This is a genomic window from Streptomyces sp. NPDC089919, assembly GCF_040684615.1.
Taxonomy (GTDB): domain Bacteria; phylum Actinomycetota; class Actinomycetes; order Streptomycetales; family Streptomycetaceae; genus Streptomyces.
Map to the genome: position 1 here is coordinate 1 of NZ_JBFBGK010000049.1, position 26,082 is coordinate 26,082.

A 26,082-nucleotide genomic window follows, 5' to 3' on the forward strand; every position below is an offset into this window, starting at 1 on the left:
GGCGATTACGCGCGCGGTCACTCCAGGACCCCGAGGGCGGTGTCGGGTGGATGGGCGGGTCCCCGCGTCAAGCGGCGCTCCCCGCCCATCCCGACCGCCCCGCCCGGCTAGCCCGCGTCGGCGAGGAGGCGTCGTAGGAGTCCGGTGAGCTGGGCCGTCTCTTCGGGGGAGAAGCCGGCCAGGGCCTCGTACTGGACCTCGAGTCCGGCCACCACCGTCGTCTCGACCAGGTCGAACCCCGCCTGGGTCAGGGTGACCTGGAGGCCGCGCCGGTCGTGCGGGTCGGGCCGGCGCTCCAGCAGTCCGGCCCGCTCCAGTTTGTCCAGCCGCCCGGTCATCCCCCCGGTGGTGAGCATGAGGGTGGCGGAGAGCTGCCGGGGCGAGAGCGTGTAGGGCTCCCCGGAGCGCCGCAGCGTGGCGATGACGTCGAACTCGCCGCGCGAGATCCCGTGCTTGTTGTACGCCTTCTCCACCGCGTCGCCGACGGCCTTGCTGATCCGGTAGATCCGACCGAACACCCCCATGGGGCTGACGTCGAGGTCGGGGCGGACCGCGTTCCACTGGGCGCGGATGGCATCGACGGCGTCGTCCTCGGCGGCCGGTGCGGGTGAGTCGTGCTGGGCCCTGTCGTTCATGGCCCGCAGTATCTGCGGGTTCTCCGCTCCACCGCAACCCAGGTTGCTTGCGAGCAAGTAGCTTGCCACTAAGCAAATCATGCGTAAGATACTTCTCAGCGAGGCAACGGCGATCCGCCCGGAGCCGTTGCGATCCAAGGGGAGGACCCGCCATGAAGCCGAACCGCGCCACCGTCATCGCCCTGACCGCCCTCGCCCCCGCCTCCTGGGGGTCGACCTACGCGGTGGCCACCGAGTTCCTGCCGCCGGACCGGCCGCTCTTCACCGCCCTGGTCCGGGCGCTCCCCGCCGGGCTGCTGCTGGTCGCGATCACCCGGACGCTGCCGCGCGGCGCCTGGTGGTGGAAGTCGGCGGTGCTCGGGGCGCTCAACATCGGTGCCTTCTTCCCGCTCCTCTTCCTGGCGGCCTACCGGCTGCCCGGCGGAGTCGCGGCGGTCATCGGCTCGGTCGGCCCGCTCTTCGTCGCCGGTCTCGCCGCCCTGCTGCTGGGCGAGCGGGCCACCCGCCGGCAGCTGCTGGCGGCGGTCGGCGCCGCCTTCGGCGTCAGCATGGTGGTCCTCAAGGCCGGCGCCGCGCTGGACCTGGCCGGCGTACTGGCCGGACTCGCCTCCTCGGCCTCGATGGCCGCCGGCACCGTGATGACCAAGCGCTGGGGGCGCCCCGAGGGCGTCGGCCCGCTGGCCGTGACCGGCTGGCAGCTGACCGCGGGCGGCCTGCTGATCCTGCCGGTCGCCGCGGTCTTCGAGGGCGCGCCGCCGGCCCTGGACGGCCGGGCGCTCGCCGGGTACGGCTACCTCGCGCTGGTCAACACCGCGGTCGGCTACTGGCTCTGGTTCCGCGGCATCGGCCGGCTGAGCGCCACCTCGGTGACCCTGCTCGGCCCGCTGTCGCCGCTGACCGCCGCCGTGATCGGCTGGGCCGCCCTCGGGCAGGCGCTCTCGCCGCTCCAGCTGGCGGGCATGGCGGTGGCCTTCGGAGCGACCCTCTTCGGGCAGACCGGTGGCCAGGCCGCGAAGGCGGCTCCGGCCGCGGTGGCTCCGCTGGAGCCGGTGGTCGAGGTCCGGCCCGAGCCGACGGCGGGAGCCCGGGCGGCCATGGCGAAGACTGTTTAGTAAACCTGAAAAGACCAGTCGAAAGTTTTCGATGGACCTGACGAATGCCGGAGTGCGACGGTAGCTCCACAAGAAGCCGTGACCGATCGGATCCCCGGGGCCCCCGCCCCGGGGATCGGCGGCGTTCAGGACAGAGAGGCAGGCACACCGTGACCGTCATGGACCGGGTCCGCACCGCACCGCAGCAGGACGGGGGGCGGGCCGACGGGCCGGCCGGCGCCCCGGCCCGCCGGGCCCGGACGGGAGCCGCCGGTCTCGGCGTGCTGCTGGCCCTCGTGGCCACGGTCGTGTGGTCCGGCAGCTTCGTCGCCGCCCGGGGGCTGCACGACAGCGTGCCGCCGGTGCAGGCCGCCTTCTGGCGCTGGCTGATCGCGCTGGCCGCGGTCGCGCCCTTCGCGGCCCGGCACGCCTGGCGCGAGCGGGCCGCGCTGCGGGCCCACCTCGGCTACGTGACGCTGGCCGCGCTGCTGGGCGTCACCGTCTACAACACCCTGGTCAACCAGGCCGGACTGACCACCTCCGCCGCCAACATGGGCATGATCATGGCCGCCTCGCCGGTGGTCATGGCGCTGTTCTCCCGGCTCGGCGGCGAACGGCTGGGCGCCCGCCGCACCACCGGGCTGCTGGTCGCGGCCGGCGGGGTGCTGTTCCTGGTCGGCGGAGGAGCGGCCGGCACCGGCCTCGCCACCGGTGACCTGTGGATGTTCGGCGCGGCCCTCGCCTTCGCCTCGTACAGCGCGCTGCTGCGGCGCAAGCCGGCCGAACTGGGCGGCCCGGCCTTCCTCTTCGCCACCTTCCTGATCGGCGCGCTGCTGCTGGCCCCGGCGTACGCGGCCTCGCTGGCCCTCCAGGGCGGCTTCGCCGCCGCCCCCGGCACGGTCGGACCGCTCTGCTACGTCGGCGTCCTCTCCTCCGCCCTCGCCTTCTTCGCCTGGAACAAGGCCGTCTCCCTGATCGGCGCCGCCCGCGCCGGAGCCGTCTACTACCTCCAGCCGGTCTGCGTGGTCCTCCTCTCCTTCGCCCTCCTGGGCGAGACCACCGACGCCCGCCAACTGCTGTGCATGGGCCTGATCCTGGGCGGGGTGATCCTGGGCGCCCGGAAGTAGCCGGCGGGCGGCGGGTCCGCAGGGGCGGGCGGCGCGTAGGTTGCAGGGCATGACCGAGTGGGACCTCCGCAAACTCATGATCCTGCGCACGCTCAGCGAGCACGGGACGGTGACGGCGACCGCGACGGCGCTCCGCATGACCCCCAGCGCCGTCTCGCAGCAGCTGACCAACCTCGCCAAGCAGCTCGGCGTACCCCTGCTGGAGGCCCAGGGCCGCCGGGTCCGGCTCACCGACGCCGCGCACCTCGTCCTGCGGCACACCGGCGCCGTCTTCGCCCAGCTCGAACGCGCCGACGCCGAGCTGGCCTCCTACGTGCAGGGGGAGGCCGGCGAGGTGCGGATCGCGGCCTTCTCCACCGCCGTGCCCGCCCTGGTCGTGCCGGCCGTGCGCGAGCTGCGCCGCACCCACCCCGATCTGGAGGTGCGGGTACGGGAGTCGGAGGCGGCCGAGTCCTACGAGCTGCTGTCCGCGGGCGAGGTGGACCTGGCGCTGTCCCTGGCGGCCCACGCCCCCACCGCCGCCGACCCGCGCTTCACCCGGATCCCGCTGCTGGCCGACCCGCTGGACGTGGCCCTGCCGCCGGGGCACCCGCTGGCCGGGGCGGCGGACCTGCGCCTCGCCGACCTGGCCGCCGAACGCTGGATCTTCGGCGGCAGCGGCCCCTGGTCGGAGATCACCAGGACCGCGTGCGAGGCGGCCGGTTTCGTGCCCGAGCAGGCCCACTCGGCGGCCGGCTGGACCTCGATCCTCGCCATGGTCGAGGCGGACATGGGGGTGGCGCTGGTGCCCCGGATGGCCGCCAGCCGCGCCCCCGGCGTCACCGTCCGGGCCCTGCCGCACGACCGCCCCACCCGGCACGTCGTCGCCGCTACCCGCCGAGGCGCCGACACCGCCCCGGCCCTGGCCCGCGCCCTGGCCGCGCTGCGCGCCGCGGCCGGTTCCCGGACGGAGTCCCCGCCGGGGTGAGGCGCGGCGGCGGAAGGCCCGGCGGCCGACGGGCCGGGTACGCCGGGTCCGGGGGCGGGAACGCCGGTGCCCCGGCCCGCCGGAGCGGGCCGGGGCACCGGCGTGCGTGCGCGGGGGCGGTCAGCCCGCCGCGGCGTCGGCGGCCTGGGCCTTCAGGGCGCGCTCGACGCCCGAGCGGGACTCGGAGACCAGGCGGCGCAGCGCGGCGTTCGGCTCGGCCGCGGTCAGCCAGGCGTCCGTCGCGTCCAGCGTCTCGCGGGAGACCGACAGCGACGGGTACAGGCCCACCGCGATCTGCTGCGCGATCTCGTGGCTGCGGGTGTCCCACACGCCCTTGACCGCCGCGAAGTACTTCTCGGCGTAGGGGGCCAGCAGCTCGCGCTGGTCGGTCTGGACGAAGCCGCCGATGACGGCCTCCTGCACGGCGTTCGGCAGGTCCGCGGACTCCACCACCGAGGCCCAGGCCTCGGCCTTGGCCTCGGCGGTGGGACGGGCCGCGCGGGCGGTGGCGGCGTGCCGCTCGCCGGCCGCCGTCTTGTCCCGCTCCAGCTCGGCCGCGATGGCCTTCTCGTCGGCGCGGCCGGTGGCCGCCAGCCGCTCCACGAACGCCCAGCGCAGCTCGGTGTCCACGGCCAGGCCCTCGATGCTCTCGGAGCCGTCCAGCAGCGCCGACAGCAGGTCCAGCTGCTCCGGGGTGCGGGCGGTGTCCGCGAAGGCCCGGGCCCACGCCAGCTGGTGGTCGCTGGCCGGCTCGGCCGCGCGCAGGTGCTCCAGCGTGGCCTCCGTCCAGGTGGCCAGGCCGCTCTCACGCCAGGCCGGGTCCGCGTACAGGTCCACGGCCAGCTTCACCTGGCGGTGCAGCGACTGCACCACGCCGATGTCCGACTCCTTGGCGATGCCCGAGAGCACCAGAGCGAGGTAGTCGCGGGTGGCCAGCTCGCCGTCGCGGGTCATGTCCCAGGCGGAGGCCCAGCACAGCGCGCGCGGCAGCGAGGCCTCGAAGTCGCCCAGGTGCGCGGTGACGTTGGCCAGCGAGACCTCGTCGAGGCGGACCTTCGCGTAGGACAGGTCGTCGTCGTTGAGCAGCACGACGTCCGGGCGGTGGTGGCCCACCAGCTCGGCGACCTCGGTCAGCTCGGCCGCCGCGATGTCCAGCTCGAGCCGGCGCTCGCGCAGCAGCTTCCCGCTGGCGTCGTCCATCGAGTAGAAGCCGATCGCGATGCGGTGCGGGCGCAGCACCGGCTCGCCCTGGGCGCCGGCCGGCAGCGCGGGGGCCTCCTGGCGGACGGTGAAGGAGGTGATGACCCCGTGCTCGTCGGTCTCGATCACCGGGCGCAGCACGTTGATGCCGGCCGTCTCCAGCCACGCCTTCGACCAGGTCTTCAGGTCGCGGCCGGAGGTCTCCTCCAGCGCGCCCAGCAGGTCGGACAGGCGGGTGTTGCCGAAGGCGTGGGCCTTGAAGTAGGCCTGCACGCCCTTGAAGAACTCGTCCTGGCCGACGTACGCCACCAGCTGCTTGAGCACCGAGGCGCCCTTGGCGTAGGTGATGCCGTCGAAGTTGACCAGGACGTCGTCCAGGTCACGGATGTCCGCCATGATCGGGTGCGTGGAGGGCAGCTGGTCCTGCCGGTACGCCCAGGTCTTCATGGAGTTCGCGAAGGTGGTCCAGGCGTGCGGCCACTTCGAGCCCGGCGCGTAGGCCTGGCAGGCGATCGAGGTGTAGGTGGCGAAGGACTCGTTGAGCCACAGGTCGTTCCACCACTCCATGGTGACCAGGTCGCCGAACCACATGTGCGCCAGCTCGTGCAGGATGGTCTCGGCGCGCACCTCGTAGGCCGCGTCCGTCACCTTCGAGCGGAAGACGTACTGGTCGCGGATGGTGACCGCACCGGCGTTCTCCATCGCGCCCGCGTTGAACTCCGGCACGAAGAGCTGGTCGTACTTCGCGAAGGGGTAGTCGTAGGCGAACTTCTCCTGGAACCAGTCGAAGCCCTGCCGGGTGACGTCGAAGATCGCGTCCGCGTCCAGGAACTCGGCCAGCGAGGGGCGGCAGTAGATGCCCAGCGGGACGGTCCTGCCGTCCTTCTCGTACGAGCTGTGCACGGCGTGGTACGGGCCCACGATCAGCGCGGTGATGTAGGTGGAGATCCGCGGGGTCGGCTCGAAGCGCCAGACCTGGTCCGCCGGCACCTCGGGGGTGGGCGAGTTGGAGATGACCGTCCAGCCCTCGGGCGCCTTGACGGTGAAGGCGAAGGTCGCCTTCAGGTCGGGCTGCTCGAAGGAGGCGAACACCCGGCGCGCGTCCGGGACCTCGAACTGGGTGTAGAGGTACGCCTGCTCGTCGACCGGGTCGACGAAGCGGTGCAGGCCCTCACCGGTGTTGGTGTAGGCGCAGTCCGCGACGACCTTCAGCTCGTTGGCCCCCGCGGCCAGGTGCGGGAGCTCGATCCGGGAGTCCCGGAAGACGGCCGCGACGTCCAGCGACTTGCCGTTGAGGACGACCTCGTGGACGGCCGGCGCGACCAGGTCGATGAAGGTCGTGGCCCCGGCCTCGGCCGAGTCGAAGCGGACGACGGTCTCGGACCGGTAGGTCCCGCCCTCCTGCGCGCCGCTCAGGTCGAGGTCGATCTCGTACGAGTCGACGGTGAGCAGCTTCGCCCGCTGCTGAGCCTCTTCGCGGGTCAGGTTCGTGCCAGGCACGCGTTCATCTCCTTCGATGGTGACGGTCGCGGTCATCCTTGCACGCCAGACCGAAGGGCGGACACCCAATAGGGTGTCCGCCCTTTTCGTCTGGATTCCGCAGATCTTCCGGGCCCGGCGGGCCGACCCTGGAAGATCCGCCGCCGGTCAGGCCCGGCGCAGCTCTTCCGCCACCAGCTCCGCGATCTGGACGGCGTTCAGCGCCGCGCCCTTGCGGAGGTTGTCGTTGGAGAGGAAGAGCGCGAGGCCGTTCTCGACCGTCTCGTCCACGCGGATGCGGCCGACGTACGAGGCGTCCTTGCCGGCCGCCTGGAGCGGGGTCGGGATCTCGGAGAGCTCGACGCCGGGGGCCCCGGCCAGCAGCTCGGTGGCGCGCTCGACGCTGATCGGGCGGTCGAAGCGGGCGTTGACCTGGAGGGAGTGGCCGGAGAAGACCGGGACGCGCACGCAGGTGCCGGAGACCTTGAGCTCCGGGATGCCGAGGATCTTGCGGGACTCGTGGCGGAGCTTCTGCTCCTCGTCGGTCTCGAAGGAGCCGTCGTCGACCAGGTTGCCGGCCAGCGGCACCACGTTGTACGCGATGGGGCGCTTGTACACGGCGGGCTCGGGGAACTCCACGGCCTCGCCGTCGAAGGCCAGCTGGTCGGCCTTCTCGGCCACCGCGCAGGCCTGGTCCTTCAGCTCGGCCACGCCGGCCAGGCCGGAGCCGGAGACGGCCTGGTAGGTGGTGGCGATCAGCGCGGTGAGGCCGGCCTCCTGGTGGAGCGGGCGCAGCACCGGCATGGCCGCCATGGTGGTGCAGTTCGGGTTGGCGATGATGCCCTTGGGGCGGTCCTTGATCGCGTCCGGGTTGACCTCGGAGACGACCAGGGGGACCTCGGGGTCCCGGCGCCAGGCGGAGGAGTTGTCGATCACCACGGCGCCCTGGCCGGCGACCTTCTCGGCGAGGGCCTTGGAGGTGGCGCCGCCGGCGGAGAAGAGCACGATGTCCAGGCCGGTGTAGTCGGCGGTGGAGGCGTCCTCGATGGTGATCTCGCGGCCCTCCCACTCGATCGTGGAGCCGGCGGACCGGGCGGAGGCGAAGAGGCGGAGCGTGTCCACCGGGAACTTCCGCTCGGCGAGAATCCGGCGCATGACTCCGCCGACCTGACCGGTGGCTCCGACGATTCCGACCCTCACGGTGACTCCTTCTGGTGCGTGGGACGCGGCTGGCGTCCGGTCCCCATCATGCGTGCGACCCCGGGCACTTTGTCCAATCCATTGTCCGTAGTGCGGACCGCGTCGCGCGGCCCGGTGTGACGAACTCGTGGCGGGTCTGTTGCGGGAGCCCGTTTCGGCCGGTCCGGGGCGGATGTGCCGATTACGGTCCTGTCAGCCGTGACCGATATCCGGACAGTCGTTCCGGTCCTCGAACGCGGCCGAACCGACCGCACCGCCATCCAGGGGGAGAACCACCGTGCCCGCCCACCGCCACCGCTCCATAGCGGCCCTCGCCGCCGCCACGGCCGCCGCCGTCGCCGCACCCGTCCTGCTCGCCGCCGCACCCGCCGTGGCCCACGAGCGCCCGGCCGGCTCCACCGATCTGGCCCGCCGGCTGGTGAAGGAGGTCTCGGCCCAGGGCGCCTACCGGCACCTGCGGACGTTCCAGCGGATAGCCGACGCCCACGGCGGCAACCGGGCCGCCGGCACCCCCGGCCACCGGGCCTCCAGCGCCTACGTCTACGAGACGCTGAAGAAGGCCGGCTACCGGGTCGCCTACCAGGACTTCGACATCCACGAGGCGCGCACCCGGACCGAGAAGCTGGCCGTGCTGGGGTCCGGCGCCCGGGAGCTGACCACGGCCGCCTTCACCTTCACCCCCTCGACCCCGGCGGGCGGCCTGACCGCCGAGCTGGCCCCGGTCCGGGCGGACGAGACCCCCGGCTGCGACGCCGCCGACTACCCGGCCGGCGCCTTCACGGGCAAGATCGCCCTGGTCAAGCGGGGCAGCTGCACCTTCGAGGAGAAGGAGCGGGCCGCCGCCGCGGCCGGCGCCGCCGGCCTGGTCGTCTACAACCACAGCGGCACCACCCCGGTCCGCGGCTCCTTCGGGGCGCCGGCCGCCGGCCGCATCCCCAGCGCGGGCATCACCCTCGCCGACGGCGAGGCGCTGGCCGCGGCGGCCGCCGCGGGCGGGGTGAAGGTCCGCCTCGACCTGGACCAGCAGCACATCAAGAAGAAGACCCGCAACGTCATCGCCGAGACCCGCGGCGGCCGCGCCGACCGGGTGGTCGCGGTCGGCAGCCACCTCGACTCGGTCCCCGAGGGCCCCGGGATCAACGACAACGGCTCCGGCTCGGCCGCGCTGCTGGAGGTCGCCCTCAAGCTCGCCGCCTCGAAGGAGAAGGTGAAGAACAAGGTCCGCTTCGCCTGGTGGTCGGCCGAGGAGCTGGGGCTGCTCGGTTCCGAGCACTACGTCGCCTCGCTCACCGACCGGCAGCGCCGGGACATCGCGCTCTACCTGAACTTCGACATGATCGCCTCGCCCAACCCGGCGCAGTTCGTCTACGACGGCGACGACTCGGACCACGTCGGCGCGGGCGCCGGCCCGGCCGGCTCGGCCCGGATCGAGGCGCTGATCAACGGCTTCCTGGACCGCCGGGGCAAGGCCCACGAGGGCAGCGACTTCGACGGCCGCTCCGACTACGGCCCGTTCATCGCGCAGGGCATCCCGGCGGGCGGCACCTTCACCGGCGCCGAGGGCGTCAAGACGCCCGAGCAGGCCGCCCGTTACGGCGGCACGGCCGGGCAGCCGTACGACCCGAACTACCACGGGGCCGGCGACACCCTGAAGAACCTGGACCTGAAGGCCTTCGACACCAACCTGGACGTGGTGGCCCACGCGGTCGGCACCTACGCCCGGGACCTGGGACCGCTCGCGGACTGACCCCGCGGGCAAGCGGAAGGGGCGGGTGCCCACGGCACCCGCCCCTCACGCGTACCCGGCCCCCGTCAGGGGACCGGCGCCGTCACTACGGGGTGACGGTCTCGATCTGGACGCTGCCGGTGCCCGCGGCGGTGCCGCCCGCGTTCAGCAGCTGGACCTGGCCGAAGAACTGACGTCCCTCCGGGGCCGGGCCGTTGACCAGGACCTTGGCGCCGACGGCCGCCGTGGCGCCGTTGGCCAGGTCGACCGAGGACGCGGCGTCGACGGTGACCGCGCCGAGGCCGTTGGAGTAGTACACGTCCCGGTAGTCGTACGTGGTGCCGGCGGCGCCGACCGCGTACCCGATGACCTTGATCTGGTAGGTGCCCGCGGCCGGGTTGACCAGGGTCACGGCCTCCTCGGAGTCGCCGTCCGCGGAGGAGCCGACCTTCACGCCGTCCTTGTAGACCTCGAGGTCCAGGTCGGCCGCGGCGTCCGAGACGTTGCCGATGGCCACGTCCAGGCGCTCCACACCGGCGCCGAGGACGACCTCGGTGGTCTGGGTGTCACCCTCGTTGATGGTGGGCTTGGCGACCTTGGCGGAGCCGAGCGAACCGCCCTGGAGCTTGCCGCCCTTGATGCCGGCGAAGTCGTTCTTCAGGTTCCAGGTGACGTCCGTGGGGACGCCGGCCTTGACCTCGGGGAGCACCTTGACCGCGGGGTCGAAGGCGGCACCGAGGACGGTGGCCTTCAGGGTGAAGGGGTTGTCCAGCAGCGGCGAGGTGCGGCGCGCCTCGACCTCGACCTCCCAGACGCCCGGCTGCGGGTTCGGGTACGACCGCAGGTCGGGGCGGCAGGTGTTCGCCGGGTTGGTGTAGTTCGGGTAGCACATGGTGGTCGCGGTGTTCTCGACCGGCGTGCCGTACGGGTGGATCGAGATGAAGCGGGTCTGGCTGCCCTCGGCGAGGCCGCCCAGGGACACCTCGAGGCTCTTGGCGCCCTGCGGGACCGTCACGAAGTACGTCTTGTGGCTGTTGCGCTGGACCGACGAGGTGGAGGTGAGGCCGAAGTCCGGCTTCACCAGGTCGGTGGCGGCCACGACGGTGGTGAGGATCTGCTTGTCGACGCCCTCGGTGGACTCGTCGTCCAGCTCGAGGATCGCGCTGTGCACGCCCGCGGCCTTGGGGGCCGCCTGCACCTTGACGGTGACCGGCTTGTTCAGCGGCAGGGTGATGTAGTCGTAGTCCGTCAGCGCCTTGAAGGTGCCGTCGTTGTACTTCCAGTTCAGGTTGGTGCGCAGGCCGTACTTCGGGCCCGTGGTGCGGGTGACGGTGACGTTGTACGTCTTCTTCTTGCCGGCCTTCAGACCGCCCTCGCGGTCGTACAGGCCGGTGCCGAAGCCCGGCTCCGCGAGGAACTGGTCGAGAGCGGTGTCGACCGGCGCCTTGACGGTGTAGTCGTAGGCGTTCGCGCCGCGCTGGATGGAGTCCCAGGCGCCGACGATGTCCATCAGGCCCGCGCCCTGCTCGTGCGCCTGGACACCGTCGATCTTCTTCGCGGTGCTGGTCAGCGCGGTGCGCAGGGTGGCCGGGGTGAGGGCGATGCCCTCCTTCTTCGCGGCCGAGATCAGCAGCGCCGAGGCGCCGGCGGCCTGCGGCGAGGCCATCGAGGTGCCCTGGAGCATCGCGTAGCCGGCCGGCAGGGGGTAGCCCGCCTCGGCGACCGGGGAGCCCGGCAGCCAGGTCTGGACCGAGTTGATCGCGGCACCGGGGGCCGAGATCGTGGGCGTGAAGCCGCCGTCCTCACGCGGACCGCGCGAGGAGAAGGGGAACATCGCGTACTTCTTGTCCACGACCGAGCCGTAGTTGGCGGCCCAGGTCTCCTTGGAGACCGCGGCGCCGACGGAGATGACCTTGTCCGCCAGGCCGGGGTCGCCGATGGTGTTGATGCCGGGGCCGGAGTTGCCCGCGGAGATCACCAGCTGGACGCCGTAGGTGTCGATCAGGCGCTTGTAGAGCGCGGCGCGCGCGTTGTTGCCGTCGTTGAGCGCCGGCAGGCCGCCGATGGACATGTTGACGATGTCCACGCCGCGGTTGGCGACCAGGTCGATCATGCCCTCGGTCAGCGCGACGTTGGTGCAGCCGCCGCTCCAGGAGCAGGCGCGCGAGGAGACGATCTTGGCGCCGGGGGCGGCGCCGTTCATCTTGCCGCCGAACAGGCTGTTGGCCGCGGTGATGCCCGCGACGTGGGTGCCGTGCTCGGACTCGATGATGCCGATGTTGACGAAGTCCGCCTTCTGGCCGACCCAGGGACCGCCCAGCGGGTCCATCGGGACGTCCTTGCGGATCTCCACCACGAACGGGATGCGCTCGACCACGTCGGTGGCCGGGTTGTCGGTCCCGAAGTAGCCGACCTGGAAGCCGTCCTTGTACGGCTTCATCGGCTCGTTGTTCGTGAAGTCGCCGTCCTGGTCGGTGTCCACGCGCACGGTCCCGGCGGCCGGGTCGTACAGCATGCCGAACCGGTCGGTGGTGTCGCCGTCGCGGTTGACGTCGCCCGCCTCGTCACCGGTGGCGGTGACCGACTCCGAGAAGCGGCTCCACTGGTACGAGCCCGCGGGGGCCTTCCAGGTCTGGCCGCCCGCGGTGAACTCGGTGCCCGAGACCGGGGTGATCTGGGCGCGCCAGGTGCCGTCCGCGTCGGTCAGCGGGTCGGTCGCGGTGACCCAGTCGACGATCTTGCGCTCGCCGGTGGTGGTCTTCTGCAGGGCCGGGTGGCCCAGGTCCACGCCGGAGTCCAGGATGCCGATGGTCACGCCCCGGCCGTCGGCCTGGGGGTGCTGCTGGACGAACTTGACCGCGCCCGTCTCGAAGTTCGGGTTGTACGGGTTCTTCGCGGGGGTGTCCTTGCCGGGCGCCGGGTAGCTGCCGCTGATCGCACCAGCGGCTCCCTTCCCGCGGTCGCCGGCCGGCGTCGGGTCGTCGAGCCTGATGTCCTGCTTCAGGTCGATGCCCTGCACCGAGGACAGCTTCGCGGCGGCCTTGAGGGCCGCGTCCGCCGTGGCGGTCGGCAGCGTGGCGCGCACGTAGCCGAGCTTGTCGTAGGTCTGGCCCACGGAGGCGCCGGGTACCGCGTCGAGCTGGGCGGCGACCTGCTCGGTGGCGCCCGGGGCGGTGGCGATCATCGCGGTGACGGTCTTGTCGCCCTTGGACTCGGCCTGGGCGAGCAGCTCCGCGTCGATCGAACCGAGCTTGTCGTCGGCGGACTTGACCGGGGCGGTGGTGGACGGGCCGTCGGCCTGCGCGGCGAAGGCCACGGCCGGGGCGCCGGTCACCAGAGCGGCGACCAGACCCGCGGCGGCGGCGACGCGGGCAGCGCGTCTGGCCGCGGATATGGAGCTGGGGGATTCGAGGGTCATCAGCATCCCTGCATAAGTGAAAGGTACGGTCCGGATTTCGGTGCCGGATGACCGGAGCTTTGCGCAAGGGACAGCTGTTTGGGGAGGGTTGTTATTGACGCGTGCCCGTCATGGCGGAGACCCGCCACGGGCCCTGATGCGTCAGCAGGGACGGACCGGTTGATACCGGGTCGATCCGCATGCCCGTCGCGGGCCTGGATTGTCGACTTGTCTACCGGCTAGTGGTCGCGCGAACGCGCGTAGTGGCGGGCCGCCTTGGCGCGGTTCCCGCAGGCGGCCATGGAGCACCAGCGCCGGGTGCCGTTGCGCGAGGTGTCGAAGAAGTGCAGGACACAGGTGTCCGAGGCGCACTTGTGGATCCGGTCCGCGCCCTTGTCCAGGAGGTCCACGAGGTTCCGGGCGGTGGTCCAGGCCGGGCCCCAGGTGCGGTCGGTGAAGTCCGGTTCCTCGGTGGTGCCGCCCGGGCCCACCCGCAGCCGGATCCGGCCGTGGTCCAGCACCGCGTCGACCAGGGTCAGGGCGGCCGGGTCCGCGGGGTCCGCGACGGCCCGGGCCAGTGCCTCGCGGGCGGTCAGCAGGTGGACCAGGGTGGGCGCGTCGGCGCGGAAGCGGCGGTCGAGGCCGTTCGAGGCGAGCCAGACCGCCAGGCCCTCGGTCCGGGTCAGCCCGGCCGCCCCGGCGAAGAGGTCCTGGAGCTCGCCCTCCTTCATCCACCGCGTGTTCAGCAGGTCCAGCGCGACCGGCTCCCCGGTCAGCGGGCGCGGATCCGTCGTCGTGGCCACCCTGCCTCCTCCTCCGAGCTAACCACTCAAGGGTACGTGACCGGTTGACGCCCCCGCCCCTAACCCCTAAAGTCGAATTAAGAGGTTAGAACCGGCCTCGGGGAACAGGATCGAGAGGGGGCAGCCATGTCGGCTGTCGGCACGCTGAACACCGGCCACATCGGGCTGAACGTCACGGAGCTGGAGCGGTCGCTGGACTTCTACCGGGACGCACTCGGCTTCCAGCTGCTGGGCGAGGGCAAGGAGGCCGACCGCCGCTACGCCTTCCTCGGCCAGGACGGCACCCTCGTCCTGACGCTGTGGGAGCAGGCGGCGGACGGCTACGCGGCCACCGCCGCGGGCCTGCACCACCTGGCCTTCTCGGCCGGCTCCGCCGACGAGGTGCGGCGGTTCGAGACCCGGCTGCGCGAACGGGGCGTGACCTTCGCCTACGACGGCGTGGTCGCCCACCGCGAGGGCGCGGCCTCCGGCGGCATCTTCTTCCACGACCCGGACGGCACCCGGCTGGAGATCTCCGTACCGCACGGCCTCGAAGGCACCCCGGCCCCCACCGCCGACGGCCCCACCTGCGGTTTCTTCTAGGCAGACACCGACCGCACAGGAAGGCGGCCACCATGACCAATACCGCGGGCCCCTATCACCGGGGCTCACTCGCCCTGCAGGACCGCGTCGGCGTGCGCGGCCCGGCCGAGCACGTCGGCCGCAGCATCGGCCCCGGCATCCGCGAGGTGGCCGCCGCCTTCCTGGAGCGGCAGCCGACGCTGGTGGTCGGCGCCGCCGACGGCGCCGGACGGCTGTGGGCCTCGCTGCTCACCGGCCCGCCCGGCTTCGTACGGGCCACCGGGCCCGGCCGGATCACCGTCGCGGGCGGGCTCCCGGCGGGCGACCCGCTGGCCGGGGTCCTGGCCGAGGACGGCACCTCCGTCGGCACCCTCGCCCTCGACCCCGCCACCCGCCGCCGGATGCGGCTCAACGGCACCGCCGGGCCCACCGCCCGGGGCTTCGCCGTCGAGGCCGAGCGGGTCTTCGCCAACTGCCCCAAGTACCTCCAGCGGCGGCACCCGGTGGAGCTGCTGCGCGAGGGCCCCGGGGTCCTGCGGCGCTCCGGGGCCCTGGACGCCGACCAGGTCCGGGCCGTCCGGGCCGCCGACACCTTCTTCGTGGCCACCACCGCCGGCGGCGGCACCGACGCCAGCCACCGCGGCGGCAACCCCGGCTTCGTCGAGGTGCTCTCCCCGACCGAACTGGCCTGGCCCGACTACCCCGGCAACGCCATGTTCCTCACCCTCGGCAACCTCGCCGAGGACTCCCGGGCCGGGCTGCTCCTGCCCGACTGGGAGAGCGGCCGCACCCTCCAGCTCACCGGCCGGGCCCGGACCGAGTTCGCCCCGGACGGCTCCCGCACCGTCCGCTTCACCCTCGAGGAGGCGGTCGAGAGCGAGCACCCGGGCCGGCTGCGCTGGAGTGCCCCGGAGTACTCCCCGGCCAACCCGCCGGTCCCTCACCGGGGCAGCACCACCACGTAGGAGGCCGGCTCCCGGTCCCCGGAGGCGGTCAGCGCGGTCCGGACGACGGTGGCCTGCTGCTCGGCGTGGTCGCGCAGCTTGCGCGGGGTGATGTACACGACCGTCAGGCCCAGCCGCTCCAGGTGCTCCCGCTTGCGGGCGTACTCCGACCACTGCTCGTCCTCGCCCTGGCGCGGGGCGCGGGTGTCCAGCTCGACCGCGACCGCGTGGTCGGGCCAGTAGGCGTCCACCCCGCCGAGGTGCGGGCCGCCGGGCAGCCGCAGGTCCACGTTCCACACCGGGTCCGGCAGCCCGTACTCCCGGACCAGCCGGTAGAGCCGGTCCTCCGCGATGGCCCGGCCCTCGGCCAGCAGCGAGTCCACCGCGTCGACCACGTGCGGCCGGTTCAGCAGCCGGGCCAGGGTCAGCTCCCGCACCACGGCGGCCGGTTCGCAGTACCCGCCGCGGACCGCCTCGCTCAGCAGCCGGCGCACCGTCCCCGCGTCCGCCAGGTCCGCGACCGCGTCCGCCAGCGCCCGGGCCACCGGCGCCACCGGCACCCCGGTCACCTCCTGCGGCGCGGGCGGGGTGTGCGCGCGTACCAGCCGGACGCAGCCGGTGGACCGCAGCCGGCGGGTGCTCGGCACCAGGACGTCGAACTGCTCCAGGGCGGGCAGCGGGGGAGCGGCGGCGAAGCCGTACAGGGCCAGCGCGGCCAGCCCGGTGATCATGGCGTCCCCGAACACCCGCTGCACCGGGTGCGGCAGCGGCGGCTGCTGCGGGACCGCACCGCTCGCCGGCCGGCCGGCGTACAGCAGCGCCGCGTGCAGCCGCTCCTCGCTGGTGGCCGCGCCCGGGTGCAGCAGGAACACCCCGGGCAGGATCTGCTGCCAGGGCCCGCCGGCCCGGCACCGCTCGGCGGTCACCGCGGGGGTCACCCCGTGCTCGCGCAGCTGGGCGACGCTGAGCACCTGGCGGGTGCCGGTGAGCTGGTGCAGGGGGCGGGGTGCGACGGCGGAGCCGCGGGAGGGGGTCTGGCCGCCGTAGGTGGGGGAGTCGTGGTTCATGCCGGTGAGGTTCCCGCACCGGCCCGGCCCGCTAACCGTTGTTACACGTCCGTCGACAAACCCGGACAACCCCGTCCTAAAGTACGGACGTTCGAGTGCCGATGGGCTGCGCCGCGCGCCGGATCCCCCGCGTCACCCCCGCCGCCGGCGGGGCTGGTGTGCCCGGAGGGCACATCCGGCCCCGCCGGCGATTGAGGCGCGGGGTGCAGGGGCGGAGCCCCTGCTACGCAGGGCTCAGCCCGCGTCGCAGGCCTGGGCCCGCAGGGCCCGGGCGAGGTCGTCCCGGGACTCGAGGACCAGGCGCCGCAGGGCCGGAGCCGCGTCCTCGTGGGACGACAGCCACGCATCCGTGGCGGCCAAGGTCTCGGGCGAGTCCTGGAGCGCCGGGTACAGCCCCCGGACGACGTCCATCCCGATCTGGATGGACCGGTCGGCCCACAGCCGCTCCAGCATCGCGAAGTACGGCTTCGTGTACGGCGCCAGCAGCGCGCGCTGCCCCGCCTGCCCGAAGCCCGCGATGGTCGCCTCGACCAGCGCGTTCGACAGCGCGTCCGACTCCACCACCGCGGCCCACGCCTGGGCCTTCACCGCCTCCGAGGGCCGCGCGGCCAGGCAGCGCACCGAGTGCCGCTTGCCCGAGGCCGTGTCGTCCCGGGCCAGTTCGGCCGCGATCCGCGCCTCGTCGGCCAGCCCCTCGGCGGCCAGCGGCTCCAGCAGGTCCCAGCGCAGCTCCTGGTCCACCTCCAGCCCGTCGATGCGGGCGGTGCCCTCCAGCAGCCCCAGCAGCAGCTGGTGGTCCGCCTCGGTGGCCGCCGCGGCGGCGAAGCAGCGGGCCCACAGCAGCTGGTGCTCCGAGCCGGGCCCGGCCTGCCGCAGCTCGTGCAGGGCCCCGGCGGCCAGCTCCCGGCCGCCCTGCTCGCGCCAGTCCGGCGCCCCGTAGTGCGTGACCGCGGTGCGCGCCTGCGCGTGCAGCATCTGGAGCACGCCGACGTCCGACTCGCGCCCGGCGAAGGCCAGTACGAGCGAGAGGAAGTCGCGGGCCGGCAGCAGGCCGTCCCGGGTCAGGTTCCACAGTGCCGACCAGCACAGCGCCCGGGCCAGCGGGTCGGTCAGGTCGCCCAGGTGCGCCCGCAGCGTCGCCAGCGAGCCCGCGTCGAAGCGGATCTTGCAGTAGGTCAGGTCGTCGTCGTTGACCAGGACCAGGTCCGGCTTCTCCTGCCCGGCCAGCTCCGCCACCACCGAGCGGGCCCCGGCGACGTCCGTCTCGGCCCGGGCGTAGCGCACCAGCGCCCCCGCCTCGGACCGGTACAGGCCGACCGCGACCCGGTGCGGGCGCAGTTCGTCGCCGTCCTGGGCGATCGCCAGCTCGGTGATCCGGCCCTGCGCGTCCAGGGTGAGCTCGGGCGTCAGGGAGTTCACCCCGGCGGTCTGCAGCCAGGCCCGCGACCAGCCGGCCATGTCCCGGCCGGAGACCTCGCCGAGCACCGACAGCAGGTCGTCCAGCGTGGTGTTCCCGTAGGCGTTGGCCTTGAAGTAGCGCCGCGCGCCCTCGAGGAAGGCGTCCCGGCCCACGTACGCGACCAGCTGCTTGAGGACGGAGGCGCCCTTGGAGTAGGTGATCCCGTCGAAGTTGAGCTTGGCGTCCTCCAGGTCGCGGATGTCGGCCGTGACCGGGTGGGTGGAGGGCAGCTGGTCGGCCCGGTAGGCCCAGGCCTTGCGGTTGTTGGCGAAGGTGACCCAGGCCTGGTCGAAGCGGGTGGCCTCGACCTGCGAGAAGGAGCCCATGAAGTCAGCGAAGGACTCCTTGAGCCACAGGTCGTCCCACCACTTCATGGTGACCAGGTCGCCGAACCACATGTGCGCCATCTCGTGCAGGATCGTGTTGCAGCGGCGCTCGTAGGACGCCCGGGTGACCTTGCCGCGGAAGATGTACTCCTCGCGGAAGGTGACCATGCCCGGGTTCTCCATCGCGCCGAGGTTGTACTCGGGCACGAAGGCCTGGTCGTACTTCCCGAAGGGGTAGGGGAAGTCGAAGTTCTCGTGGAAGAAGTCGAAGCCCTGCTTGGTGACGAGGAACACGTCGTCCGCGTCGAAGTGCTTGGCCAGCCCCTTGCGGCACATCGCACCCAGCGGGATCTCCAGGTCCCCGCGGGTGTAGGTGTCCGTCACGTAGTGGTACGGACCGGCCACCACGCAGGTGATGTACGTGGAGATGGGCTTGGTCTCGGCGAAGCGCACGGCCGTGCCGCCGGCCACCTCGGTGCGGGACTCCTCGGCGCCGTTGCTCCAGACCTGCCAGTCGCCGGGCACCGTCACCTCGAAGCGGTAGGGCGCCTTGAGGTCGGGCTGCTCGAAGTTCGCGTACACCCGGCGCGCGTCGGCCGGCTCGTACTGCGTGTAGAGGTAGACCTCGCCGTCCTCCGGGTCGACGAAGCGGTGCATGCCCTCGCCGGTCCGGCTGTAGGCGCAGTTCGCGTCGACGACCAGGACGTTCTCCGCGGCCAGGCCGGGCAGCGCGATCCGCGCGCCGTCGAAGACCTCGGCCACGTCCAGCGCGCGGCCGTTGAGGGTGACGGAGTTCACGGAGGGCGCGATCAGGTCCGCGAAGCTGGACCCGCCCGGGGCGGCCGCGCGGAACGTGACGGTCGTCACCGAGCGGAAGGTGCGCGGCCCGTCCGCCGGTTCGGTCTCGTCCACCGCCGAGCGGAGGTCGAGCACGACCTCGTAGGCGTCGACGGACAGCAGTTCGGCCCGCTCGCGGGCCTCCTCGCGGGACAGATTCTCACCGGGCACCGGGCACTCCTTCGTGCGTGATCACCATGGACGCCCGAATCCTCCCACGGGGAATGCACGGACCCGCAGGGCGGTTGGCCGGTAGGAAGCGCCCGGACGGGCGTGCGAGCGACGGACCCGAGGAGAGACATGCCCGACACCCAGGTGCGCGAGAAGACGCCGGTCGACTTCTGGTTCGACCCGCTCTGCCCCTGGGCCTGGATGACCTCCCGCTGGATGCTGGAGGTCGAGAAGGTCCGCGACGTCGAGGTGCGCTGGCACGTGATGAGCCTCGCCGTCCTGAACGAACCCCGGCTGGACGAGCTGCCGGAGAACTACCGCGAGCTGATGGCCACGGCCTGGGGCCCGGTCCGGGTGGTCATCGCCGCCCAGCAGAAGCACGGTGACGAGGTGACCGGCAAGCTCTACACCGCGCTCGGCACCCGCATCCACAACGACGGCCGCGGCATCACCCCCGAGGTCATCGCCGACGCGCTGGCCGAGGTCGGCCTGCCGGCCGAGCTGCTGGACTACGCCGAGTCCACGGACTTCGACGTCGAGCTGCGCGCCTCCCACAAGGAGGGCATCTCCCGGGTCGGCGAGGACGTCGGCACCCCGGTGATCTCGGTGCCCGGCGCCGACGGCAAGCAGGTCGCCTTCTTCGGCCCGGTGGTCACCCCGACCCCGCGCGGCGAGGACGCGGCCCGGCTGTGGGACGGCACCCTCCTGGTCGCCGGCACCCCCGGCTTCTACGAGATCAAGCGCACCCGTACGGCGGGCCCGAGCTTCGAGTAGGACCGACCCGGCACGCACACAGGAAGCCCCCGCGGATCACGTCTCCGCGGGGGCTTCCTGCTGAACACGTCCGCCGGTGAAGGTTGAGAAGACGATCACGAGGCGGACGGCCTGGGGGGAGGGGCGGTCAGCCCTTCGCCGGGATCAGCAGCGGGGTCTTCGCCTTGGCGTCGGCGTAGCGCTTGGCCACGTCCTGCCAGTTGACGACGTTCCACATCGCCTCGATGAAGTCCACCTTCTGGTTCTTGTACTGCAGGTAGAAGGCGTGCTCCCAGGCGTCGAAGACCAGCACCGGCACGGAGGCCTGGCCGACGTTGCCCTGGTGGTCGTAGATCTGCTCGACGATCAGCCGGCCGCTGACCGGCTCGTAGGCGAGCACGCCCCAGCCGGAGCCCTGGGTGGCGGAGGAGGCGAAGGTCAGCTGCTTCTTGAACTTCGCGAAGGAGCCGAAGGACTCGGTGATCGCGTCCGCCAGGTCGCCCAGGCCGTCCGCGGCGGTGGGCTCGCCGCCGCCCTCGCCGGTCTTCGGGCTGGCCATGTTGTGCCAGTAGATGCTGTGCAGGATGTGGCCGGAGAGGTGGAAGGCCAGGTTCTTCTCCAGGCCGTTCAGCGCGCCCCAGTTCTCCTTGTCACGCGCCTCCTCGAGCTGCTCGAGGGTGTCGTTCGCACCCTTCACGTACGCGGCGTGGTGCTTGTCGTGGTGCAGCTCGATGATCTGCGGGTTGATCACGGGCTCAAGCGCCGAGTACTCGTACGGCAGCTCGGGAAGTGTGTAGATCGCCATGCTCAGTCCGGTCCCCTCAGCGTTCTTATTGCAACATCCTCGCAACTGCACGCTAGCAGCACCTATTCCCCTGATCACGTAAGGGTCACCTCACCCGAACGCCCGCCGAACGGCCCCGGACACGCCGAAGGCCCCCGGGCGCCAGGCGCTCCGGAGGCCTTCGGTACGACGGGAACTGACGCTCAGTCGGCCGCGCGCGCCGCCCGGCGCTGGAGGGCGTACCCGGTGGCGGCGAGGGCGACCGTCAGGCCACCCGTGAAGATCACCTGGCTGCGGGTGTCCGGGTCCCAGGCCATCAGGCCCAGCACCCCGACCACCCCGGCCAGCGCCACCCAGGTCAGGTACGGGAAGCCCCACATCCGCACCACCAGCTGCTGCGGCGCCTCGCGCTCCAGCCGGCGGCGCAGCACGAACTGCGAGACCGCGATCAGCCCCCAGACGACCAGGATCACCCCGCCGACCATGTTCAGCAGCCAGGCGAAGAGGGTGTCCGGGTACCAGTAGGACAGCAGCACGGTCACGAAGCCGAAGCCGCAGGAGGCCAGCACCGCCCGCCGCGGGATCCCCGAGCTGACCTTGCCCAGCGCCCGGGGCCCCTGGCCCCGGGCCACCAGCGAGTAGGCCATCCGCGAGGAGCCGTAGATGTTCGCGTTCATCGCGGACAGCAGGGCGACCAGGATGACCACGTTCATGATCTGGGGCGCGCCCGGCACGCCCAGCCGCTCCAGCGCGGCGGCGTACGGACCCTCGGCCGTGACGGCCGGGTCGTGCCACGGCACCAGCGTGACGACCATCAGCATCGAGCCGACGTACACCACGGCGATCCGCCACATGGTGGTGCGCACCGCCCGGGCCACCCCGCGCACCGGGTCGTCCGACTCGGCCGCCGCGATGGTGACCGTCTCCAGCCCGCCGTACGCCACCACCGAGGCCAGCACTCCGACCAGCAGCCCGCTCATGCCCGTGGGCAGGAAGCCGCCGTCGCCCAGCAGGTGGGTGGTGCCCGGGGCGGTCGTGCCCGGCAGCACCCCCAGTACCGCCAGCACGCCCAGGGTCAGGAAGAGGCCGATCGCCCCGATCTTCAGGGCGGCGAACCAGAACTCGAACTCGCCGAAGCGGGCGACCGAGGCCAGGTTGCTGCCGCAGAAGACGGCCATGAAGACCAGCACCCACAGCCAGGACGGGGTGCCCGGGAACCACCCCTGGAGGATGTGCGCGGCGCCGATGGCCTCGATGGCCACGCCCACGCACAGCAGCGTCCAGAACATCCACCCGGCGGTGAAGCCGGCCCAGGGGCCGATGGCCCGCTCGGCGTGCACCGAGAAGGAGCCCGAGGCCGGGTTGGCCGCGGACATCTCCCCGAGCATCCGCATCACGAACATCACCAGCAGCCCCGAGGCCGCGTACGCCAGCACGATCGAGGGCCCCGCGGCGGCGATCCCGGCGCCGGACCCGACGAAGAGGCCGGCGCCGATGACGCCGCCGAGGGCGATCATCGAGAGGTGGCGCTGCTTGAGGCCGTTGGACAGGGGCTGGGTGCTCCCGGCGTCCGCGGGGCTCCCGGCCGGCGCGGTGCCGGTCTCTTCGGGGGTGATCGTCTGGCTCATGGGGGAAGTCTGAGCCGATCGTCCATTTATCGGACGTGAACGCCCATTATTCGGACACCCGGCTCACCGGGTGTGACCGCTCCCGTACGAAGGCCACCACGAGCACCACGGCCGTCAGCCCCACCGACCACAGCACCTGCGGGCGCGCCGCGTCGTCGCGCAGCATCAGCACCAGCACCGCCGCCATCGCCGCCAGTGCCGCCCAGGTCAGGTACGGGAACCCCCACATGCGCACGTGCAGCAGCTCGGGGGACTCGCGCTCCAGCCGGCGGCGCAGCCGCAGCTGCGAGACCGCGATCAGGGCCCACACGAACAGCAGGACCGAGCCCACCGCGTTGAGCATGTAGAGGAAGATCGTCTCCGGCCACAACAGGTTCAGCAGCACCGAGACGAAACCGAAGGCCACCGAGGCCAGCACCGCGCGCCGCGGCACCGCGCCGGGCGAGAGCCGCAGCAGCCCGCGGGGCGCCTCGCCCCGCTCCGCCAGCGAGAAGATCATCCGCGAGGAGCCGTACAGGTTGGCGTTGAGCGCCGACAGCAGCGCCACGAAGACGACCACGTTCATGATCTGACCGGCCGCACCGATGCCGATCGAGTCCAGCACCGCCACGTACGGCGACTGCCCCGGCTCCAGCGAGTCCCACGGCAGCAGCGAGACGATCACCAGCATCGAGCCGATGTAGAAGAAGAGGATCCGCCACACCGCGCTGCGCACCGCCCGGGCCACCGAGCGGGCCGGGTCCTCGGACTCGGCCGCCGCGATGGTGACCACCTCCAGGCCGCCGAAGGCGAAGATCACCGCGAGCACCCCGGAGACCACGCCCTCCCAGCCGTTGGGCAGGAAGCCGCCCTGGCCGGTGAGGTTGGCCAGCCCGACCGGGTCGGTGTCCGGCAGCAGGCCGAAGACCGCGAGGCCGCCCAGGACAAGGAAGCCCACGATCGCCAGCACCTTGAGGGCCGCGAACCAGAACTCGAACTCGCCGAAGTTCTTCACCGCCGCCAGGTTGCTGGCCGTGAAGAACACCATGAAGATCAGCACCCAGGCCCACTGCGGGACCCCGGGCAGCCAGCCGTTCGCGATCTTCGCCGCGCCGGTGGCCTCCACCGCGAGCACGACCACCAGCAGGAACCAGTAGAGCCAGCCCACCGAGAAACCGGCCCAGCGGCCCAGCGCCCGCTCGGCGTGCACCGAGAAGGACCCGGAGGCCGGCAGGGCGGCGGACATCTCGCCCAGCATCCGCATCACCAGCATCGCCAGGGTGCCGGCGGCCAGATAGGACACGATGATGCCGGGGCCCGCGACGGCGATCCCGCCGCCGGAGCCGACGAAGAGGCCGGCGCCGATCACGCCGCCCAGGCCGAGCATGGTCAGATGGCGCTGCTTGAGCCCGTGGCCCAGGGGTTCCCCGGAGTCGCCGGGTGCCGCGGGCGCGGAGGTGGCAGGCTGTGGTGCTTGTGGCATCCCCACAGTCTCCCTGAGCGCGGGCACCCCGTGCAAAACGGGCGGGACCGAGCAATTGCGCCGAGTGATCCCCGTCACTTCGGGCGTATCGCACCGGGAGTTCGGTCCGGGACTTTGTGCACTCCCCACCAACTCCCCGTGGCGGGCTTTGTCTCCGGACAACGGTGATCAACCCCGGGGGCCGGCACTAGCGTCACCGTGTCAGCCCGTCCCTCACCCTCCGCGGAGCCCCCGATGAGCACTGCTTCCGTCCCCGTCCGGCCCGGCGCCGTCCTCGCCGACCTGCTGCCCGCCAGCCGGGTCCGCGACGCGGCCCTCGTCCTCGGCGGCGCCGCCCTCATGGGCCTGGCCGCCCAGCTCTCCGTGAAGGTCCCGGGCCTGGTCGTGCCGATCACCGGCCAGACCTTCGCCGCCCTGCTCGTCGGCACCGCCCTCGGCGCCCGCCGCGGCTTCCTCTCGCTGGCCCTGTACACGCTCGTCGGCATGGCCGGGGTGCCCTGGTTCGCCGGTGGCACGGCCGGCGCCGGCGGGGCCACCTTCGGCTACGTGCTCGGCATGCTGCTGGCGTCCACCGTGGTCGGCGCGCTGGCCCGGCGCGGCGCGGACCGCTCGGTGCCGCGCACCGCCGGCGCCATGGTCCTGGGCTCCGCGATCGTATACGCGGTGGGCGTGCCCTACCTGGCGCTGGCCACCGGGATGTCCCTGACCGCCGCCGTGGCCGCGGGCATGACGCCCTTCCTGATCGGGGACGCGCTCAAGGCCGCCCTCGCCATGGGCCTGCTGCCGGCCGCCTGGCGGCTGCTGGGCCGCCGCGGCTGAGGCCCGGTACGACCGCAGACGCCGGAGCCCCGGCCCGCAGTGGATGCGGGCCGGGGCTCCGGTGCGTACGGCTGGTCAGGCGTCGACGGCTCAGGCGTCGACGGCGTCGCGGGCGCGCACGGCGTTCAGCACGACACCCGTCAGGACCACGGCCCCGGCGACCACGGTCGACCAGATGACCACCTCGCGGTTGCCGTCGTCGTAGAACATGTAGCCGATCACGAAGGTGATCATCGCGGCGGTGGCCCAGGTCAGCCACGGGAACAGCCACATCTTCACGGTCAGCTTCTCCGGGGCCTCCTTGAGGAGGATCCCGCGCATCTTCAGCTGCGTGAAGCAGATGACCAGCCACACGAAGAGCGCGATGGCGCCGGACGAGTTCAGCAGGAAGTTGAAGATCGTGTCCGGGAAGGCGTAGTTGAAGTAGACGGCCACGAAGCCGAAGACCACCGAGCCCAGGATCGCCGCCTTCGGCACGCCGTTCGCACTCACCTTGGCGAAGGCCTTCGGCGCGTCCCCGCGCTCACCCAGCGAGAACGCCATCCGGGAGGCCGTGTACAGGCCGGAGTTCAGGCAGGACAGCACCGCGGTCAGCACGATCACGTTCATGATCTGGCCGGCGTGCGCGATGCCGATCGAGTCCAGCGCCGCGACGTACGAGCCCTTGTCGGTGATCGACTTGTCGTTCCACGGCAGCAGGCAGAGCACGATCAGGATCGAGCCCAGGTAGAAGACGCCGATCCGCCAGATCACCGAGTTGGTGGCCTTGGTGACCGCGCGGCGCGGGTCCTCGGACTCGCCGGCGGCCAGCGTGACGATCTCGGAGCCCATGAAGGAGAAGACGACCATCAGCACGCCGGTCAGGATCGAGCCGGCGCCGTGCGGCATGAAGCCGCCGGTGTCCGTCAGGTGCGCGAAGCCCGCGCCCGGGTTGTCCGAGCCCGGCAGCACGCCGAACACGGCCAGCCCGCCGACGATCACGAAGGCGCCGATGGCCACGACCTTGATGCCCGCGAACCAGAACTCGAACTCGCCGTACGAGGAGACCGAGGCGAGGTTCGTGGCGGTCAGCACCACCATCACGATCAGCGCCCAGCCCCACTGCGGGACGGCCGGGATCCAGCCCTCGAGGATCTTGGCGCCGGCGGTGGCCTCCACCGCGAGCACGACCACCCAGAAGAACCAGTACAGCCAGCCGATGGAGAAGCCGGCCCAGCGGCCCAGCGCGCGGTCGGCGTACGCCGAGAACGAGCCCGAGTTCGGGCTGGCCGCGGCCATCTCACCGAGCATGCGCATCACGAAGACCACCATCGCGCCGACCAGCGCGTAGGAGATCAGGATGGCCGGACCGGTCTTGGCGATGCCGCCGGAGGAGCCGACGAACAGCCCCGCGCCGATCACGCCGCCGATGGCGATCATGGACAGGTGGCGGTTCTTGAGACCGGCCTTCAGACCGTCGGAAGACTGCGGGGCGCCGGGGTCACCGGAGGAGCCGCCTGCCTTCTGAAGGGTCGTCGAAGAGCTCATGGACGAATCCTTAGGTTCTCGGGGTGCGAGCCCGGGCATTCAAACCCGCTGTTCACCGGGACGGAAGACCCTGATTCCGGATCGTTGCCGGGGACGTAAGGCTTGGACGAAAGTCCCAA

At 72.4% G+C, this 26,082-nt stretch carries 19 protein-coding genes; 8 read left to right on the forward strand and 11 right to left on the reverse strand.

Going from position 1 to position 26,082, the window contains the following annotated elements; translation table 11 throughout:
- Nucleotides 1-107: 107 nt before the first annotated feature.
- A complete protein-coding gene (locus AB0O40_RS20380) occupies nt 108-635 on the reverse strand; it encodes a MarR family transcriptional regulator (RefSeq protein WP_365043276.1) in 528 nt (175 codons plus the stop codon).
- 152 nt (nt 636-787) lie between these two features.
- Between AB0O40_RS20380 and AB0O40_RS20385 the strand changes: the two genes are divergently transcribed.
- From AB0O40_RS20385 to AB0O40_RS20395, 3 genes are all read left to right on the forward strand, one after another.
- On the forward strand, nt 788-1,747 hold the full coding sequence (locus AB0O40_RS20385; protein WP_365043279.1) for an EamA family transporter: 960 nt from the start codon (nt 788-790) through the stop codon (nt 1,745-1,747).
- Nucleotides 1,748-1,896: 149 nt separating this feature from the next.
- Nucleotides 1,897-2,853, forward strand: coding sequence for a DMT family transporter (locus AB0O40_RS20390; RefSeq protein WP_365043281.1), 957 nt, complete (start codon nt 1,897-1,899; stop codon nt 2,851-2,853).
- A 49-nt stretch (nt 2,854-2,902) separates the two neighbouring features.
- Nucleotides 2,903-3,820 carry a LysR family transcriptional regulator gene (locus tag AB0O40_RS20395; protein ID WP_365043284.1) on the forward strand — a complete coding sequence of 306 codons (918 nt, stop codon included), beginning with the start codon at nt 2,903-2,905 and terminating at the stop codon, nt 3,818-3,820.
- A 120-nt stretch (nt 3,821-3,940) separates the two neighbouring features.
- Here the strand turns inward: AB0O40_RS20395 and pepN (AB0O40_RS20400) are convergent, their stop codons facing one another.
- Both pepN (AB0O40_RS20400) and AB0O40_RS20405 read right to left on the reverse strand, forming a co-directional pair.
- Nucleotides 3,941-6,520: an aminopeptidase N gene (gene pepN / locus AB0O40_RS20400; protein ID WP_365043287.1), complete on the reverse strand. Its 2,580-nt coding sequence runs from the start codon at nt 6,518-6,520 to the stop codon at nt 3,941-3,943.
- A 147-nt stretch (nt 6,521-6,667) separates the two neighbouring features.
- Nucleotides 6,668-7,699: an aspartate-semialdehyde dehydrogenase gene (locus tag AB0O40_RS20405; protein WP_365043290.1), complete on the reverse strand. Its 1,032-nt coding sequence runs from the start codon at nt 7,697-7,699 to the stop codon at nt 6,668-6,670.
- 277 nt (nt 7,700-7,976) lie between these two features.
- Between AB0O40_RS20405 and AB0O40_RS20410 the strand changes: the two genes are divergently transcribed.
- Nucleotides 7,977-9,446 carry a M28 family metallopeptidase gene (locus AB0O40_RS20410; protein WP_365043293.1) on the forward strand — a complete coding sequence of 490 codons (1,470 nt, stop codon included), beginning with the start codon at nt 7,977-7,979 and terminating at the stop codon, nt 9,444-9,446.
- An 85-nt stretch (nt 9,447-9,531) separates the two neighbouring features.
- Here AB0O40_RS20410 and AB0O40_RS20415 read toward each other — a convergent pair whose 3' ends face one another.
- Nucleotides 9,532-12,843: a S8 family serine peptidase gene (locus AB0O40_RS20415; protein ID WP_365043296.1), complete on the reverse strand. Its 3,312-nt coding sequence runs from the start codon at nt 12,841-12,843 to the stop codon at nt 9,532-9,534.
- A gap of 218 nt (nt 12,844-13,061) precedes the next feature.
- A complete protein-coding gene (locus tag AB0O40_RS20420) occupies nt 13,062-13,625 on the reverse strand; it encodes a CGNR zinc finger domain-containing protein (RefSeq protein WP_365043298.1) in 564 nt (187 codons plus the stop codon).
- Between the two features lie 126 nt (nt 13,626-13,751).
- Between AB0O40_RS20420 and AB0O40_RS20425 the strand changes: the two genes are divergently transcribed.
- Complete coding sequence (locus AB0O40_RS20425; RefSeq protein WP_365043301.1) at nt 13,752-14,207, forward strand: VOC family protein; 456 nt, start codon at nt 13,752-13,754, stop codon at nt 14,205-14,207.
- 32 nt (nt 14,208-14,239) lie between these two features.
- Nucleotides 14,240-15,151: a pyridoxamine 5'-phosphate oxidase family protein gene (locus tag AB0O40_RS20430; RefSeq protein ID WP_365043304.1), complete on the forward strand. Its 912-nt coding sequence runs from the start codon at nt 14,240-14,242 to the stop codon at nt 15,149-15,151.
- Here AB0O40_RS20430 and AB0O40_RS20435 read toward each other — a convergent pair.
- Both AB0O40_RS20435 and pepN (AB0O40_RS20440) read right to left on the reverse strand, forming a co-directional pair.
- The gene (locus tag AB0O40_RS20435) at nt 15,127-16,197 is read right to left on the reverse strand and encodes a hypothetical protein (RefSeq protein ID WP_365043306.1); all 1,071 of its coding nucleotides are present in this window, start codon (nt 16,195-16,197) and stop codon (nt 15,127-15,129) included. The two genes, AB0O40_RS20430 and AB0O40_RS20435, sit on opposite strands and share 25 nt — an antisense overlap.
- 234 nt (nt 16,198-16,431) lie before the next feature.
- Nucleotides 16,432-18,990 (reverse strand): aminopeptidase N, encoded by a 2,559-nt coding sequence (gene pepN / locus AB0O40_RS20440; protein WP_365043309.1) that lies wholly within the window; start codon nt 18,988-18,990, stop codon nt 16,432-16,434.
- Between the two features lie 129 nt (nt 18,991-19,119).
- On the opposite strand from pepN (AB0O40_RS20440), the gene AB0O40_RS20445 reads away from it, so the two are divergent.
- The gene (locus tag AB0O40_RS20445) at nt 19,120-19,764 is read left to right on the forward strand and encodes a DsbA family protein (protein ID WP_365043312.1); all 645 of its coding nucleotides are present in this window, start codon (nt 19,120-19,122) and stop codon (nt 19,762-19,764) included.
- A 127-nt stretch (nt 19,765-19,891) separates the two neighbouring features.
- Here AB0O40_RS20445 and AB0O40_RS20450 read toward each other — a convergent pair whose 3' ends face one another.
- The 3 genes from AB0O40_RS20450 to AB0O40_RS20460 all read right to left on the reverse strand — a co-directional run bounded on the left by AB0O40_RS20450 (nt 19,892) and on the right by AB0O40_RS20460 (nt 23,617).
- On the reverse strand, nt 19,892-20,548 hold the full coding sequence (locus tag AB0O40_RS20450; RefSeq protein ID WP_365043315.1) for a superoxide dismutase: 657 nt from the start codon (nt 20,546-20,548) through the stop codon (nt 19,892-19,894).
- Between the two features lie 182 nt (nt 20,549-20,730).
- Nucleotides 20,731-22,155 (reverse strand): amino acid permease, encoded by a 1,425-nt coding sequence (locus AB0O40_RS20455; RefSeq protein ID WP_365043317.1) that lies wholly within the window; start codon nt 22,153-22,155, stop codon nt 20,731-20,733.
- Between the two features lie 46 nt (nt 22,156-22,201).
- The gene (locus AB0O40_RS20460) at nt 22,202-23,617 is read right to left on the reverse strand and encodes an amino acid permease (RefSeq protein ID WP_365043320.1); all 1,416 of its coding nucleotides are present in this window, start codon (nt 23,615-23,617) and stop codon (nt 22,202-22,204) included.
- Between the two features lie 234 nt (nt 23,618-23,851).
- On the opposite strand from AB0O40_RS20460, the gene AB0O40_RS20465 reads away from it, so the two are divergent.
- On the forward strand, nt 23,852-24,436 hold the full coding sequence (locus tag AB0O40_RS20465) for a biotin transporter BioY (protein WP_365043323.1): 585 nt from the start codon (nt 23,852-23,854) through the stop codon (nt 24,434-24,436).
- 90 nt (nt 24,437-24,526) lie between these two features.
- Here AB0O40_RS20465 and AB0O40_RS20470 read toward each other — a convergent pair whose 3' ends face one another.
- Entirely contained in the window at nt 24,527-25,963 is a 1,437-nt protein-coding gene (locus AB0O40_RS20470) for an amino acid permease (RefSeq protein ID WP_365043326.1), read from the reverse strand.
- Nucleotides 25,964-26,082: the final 119 nt, after the last annotated feature.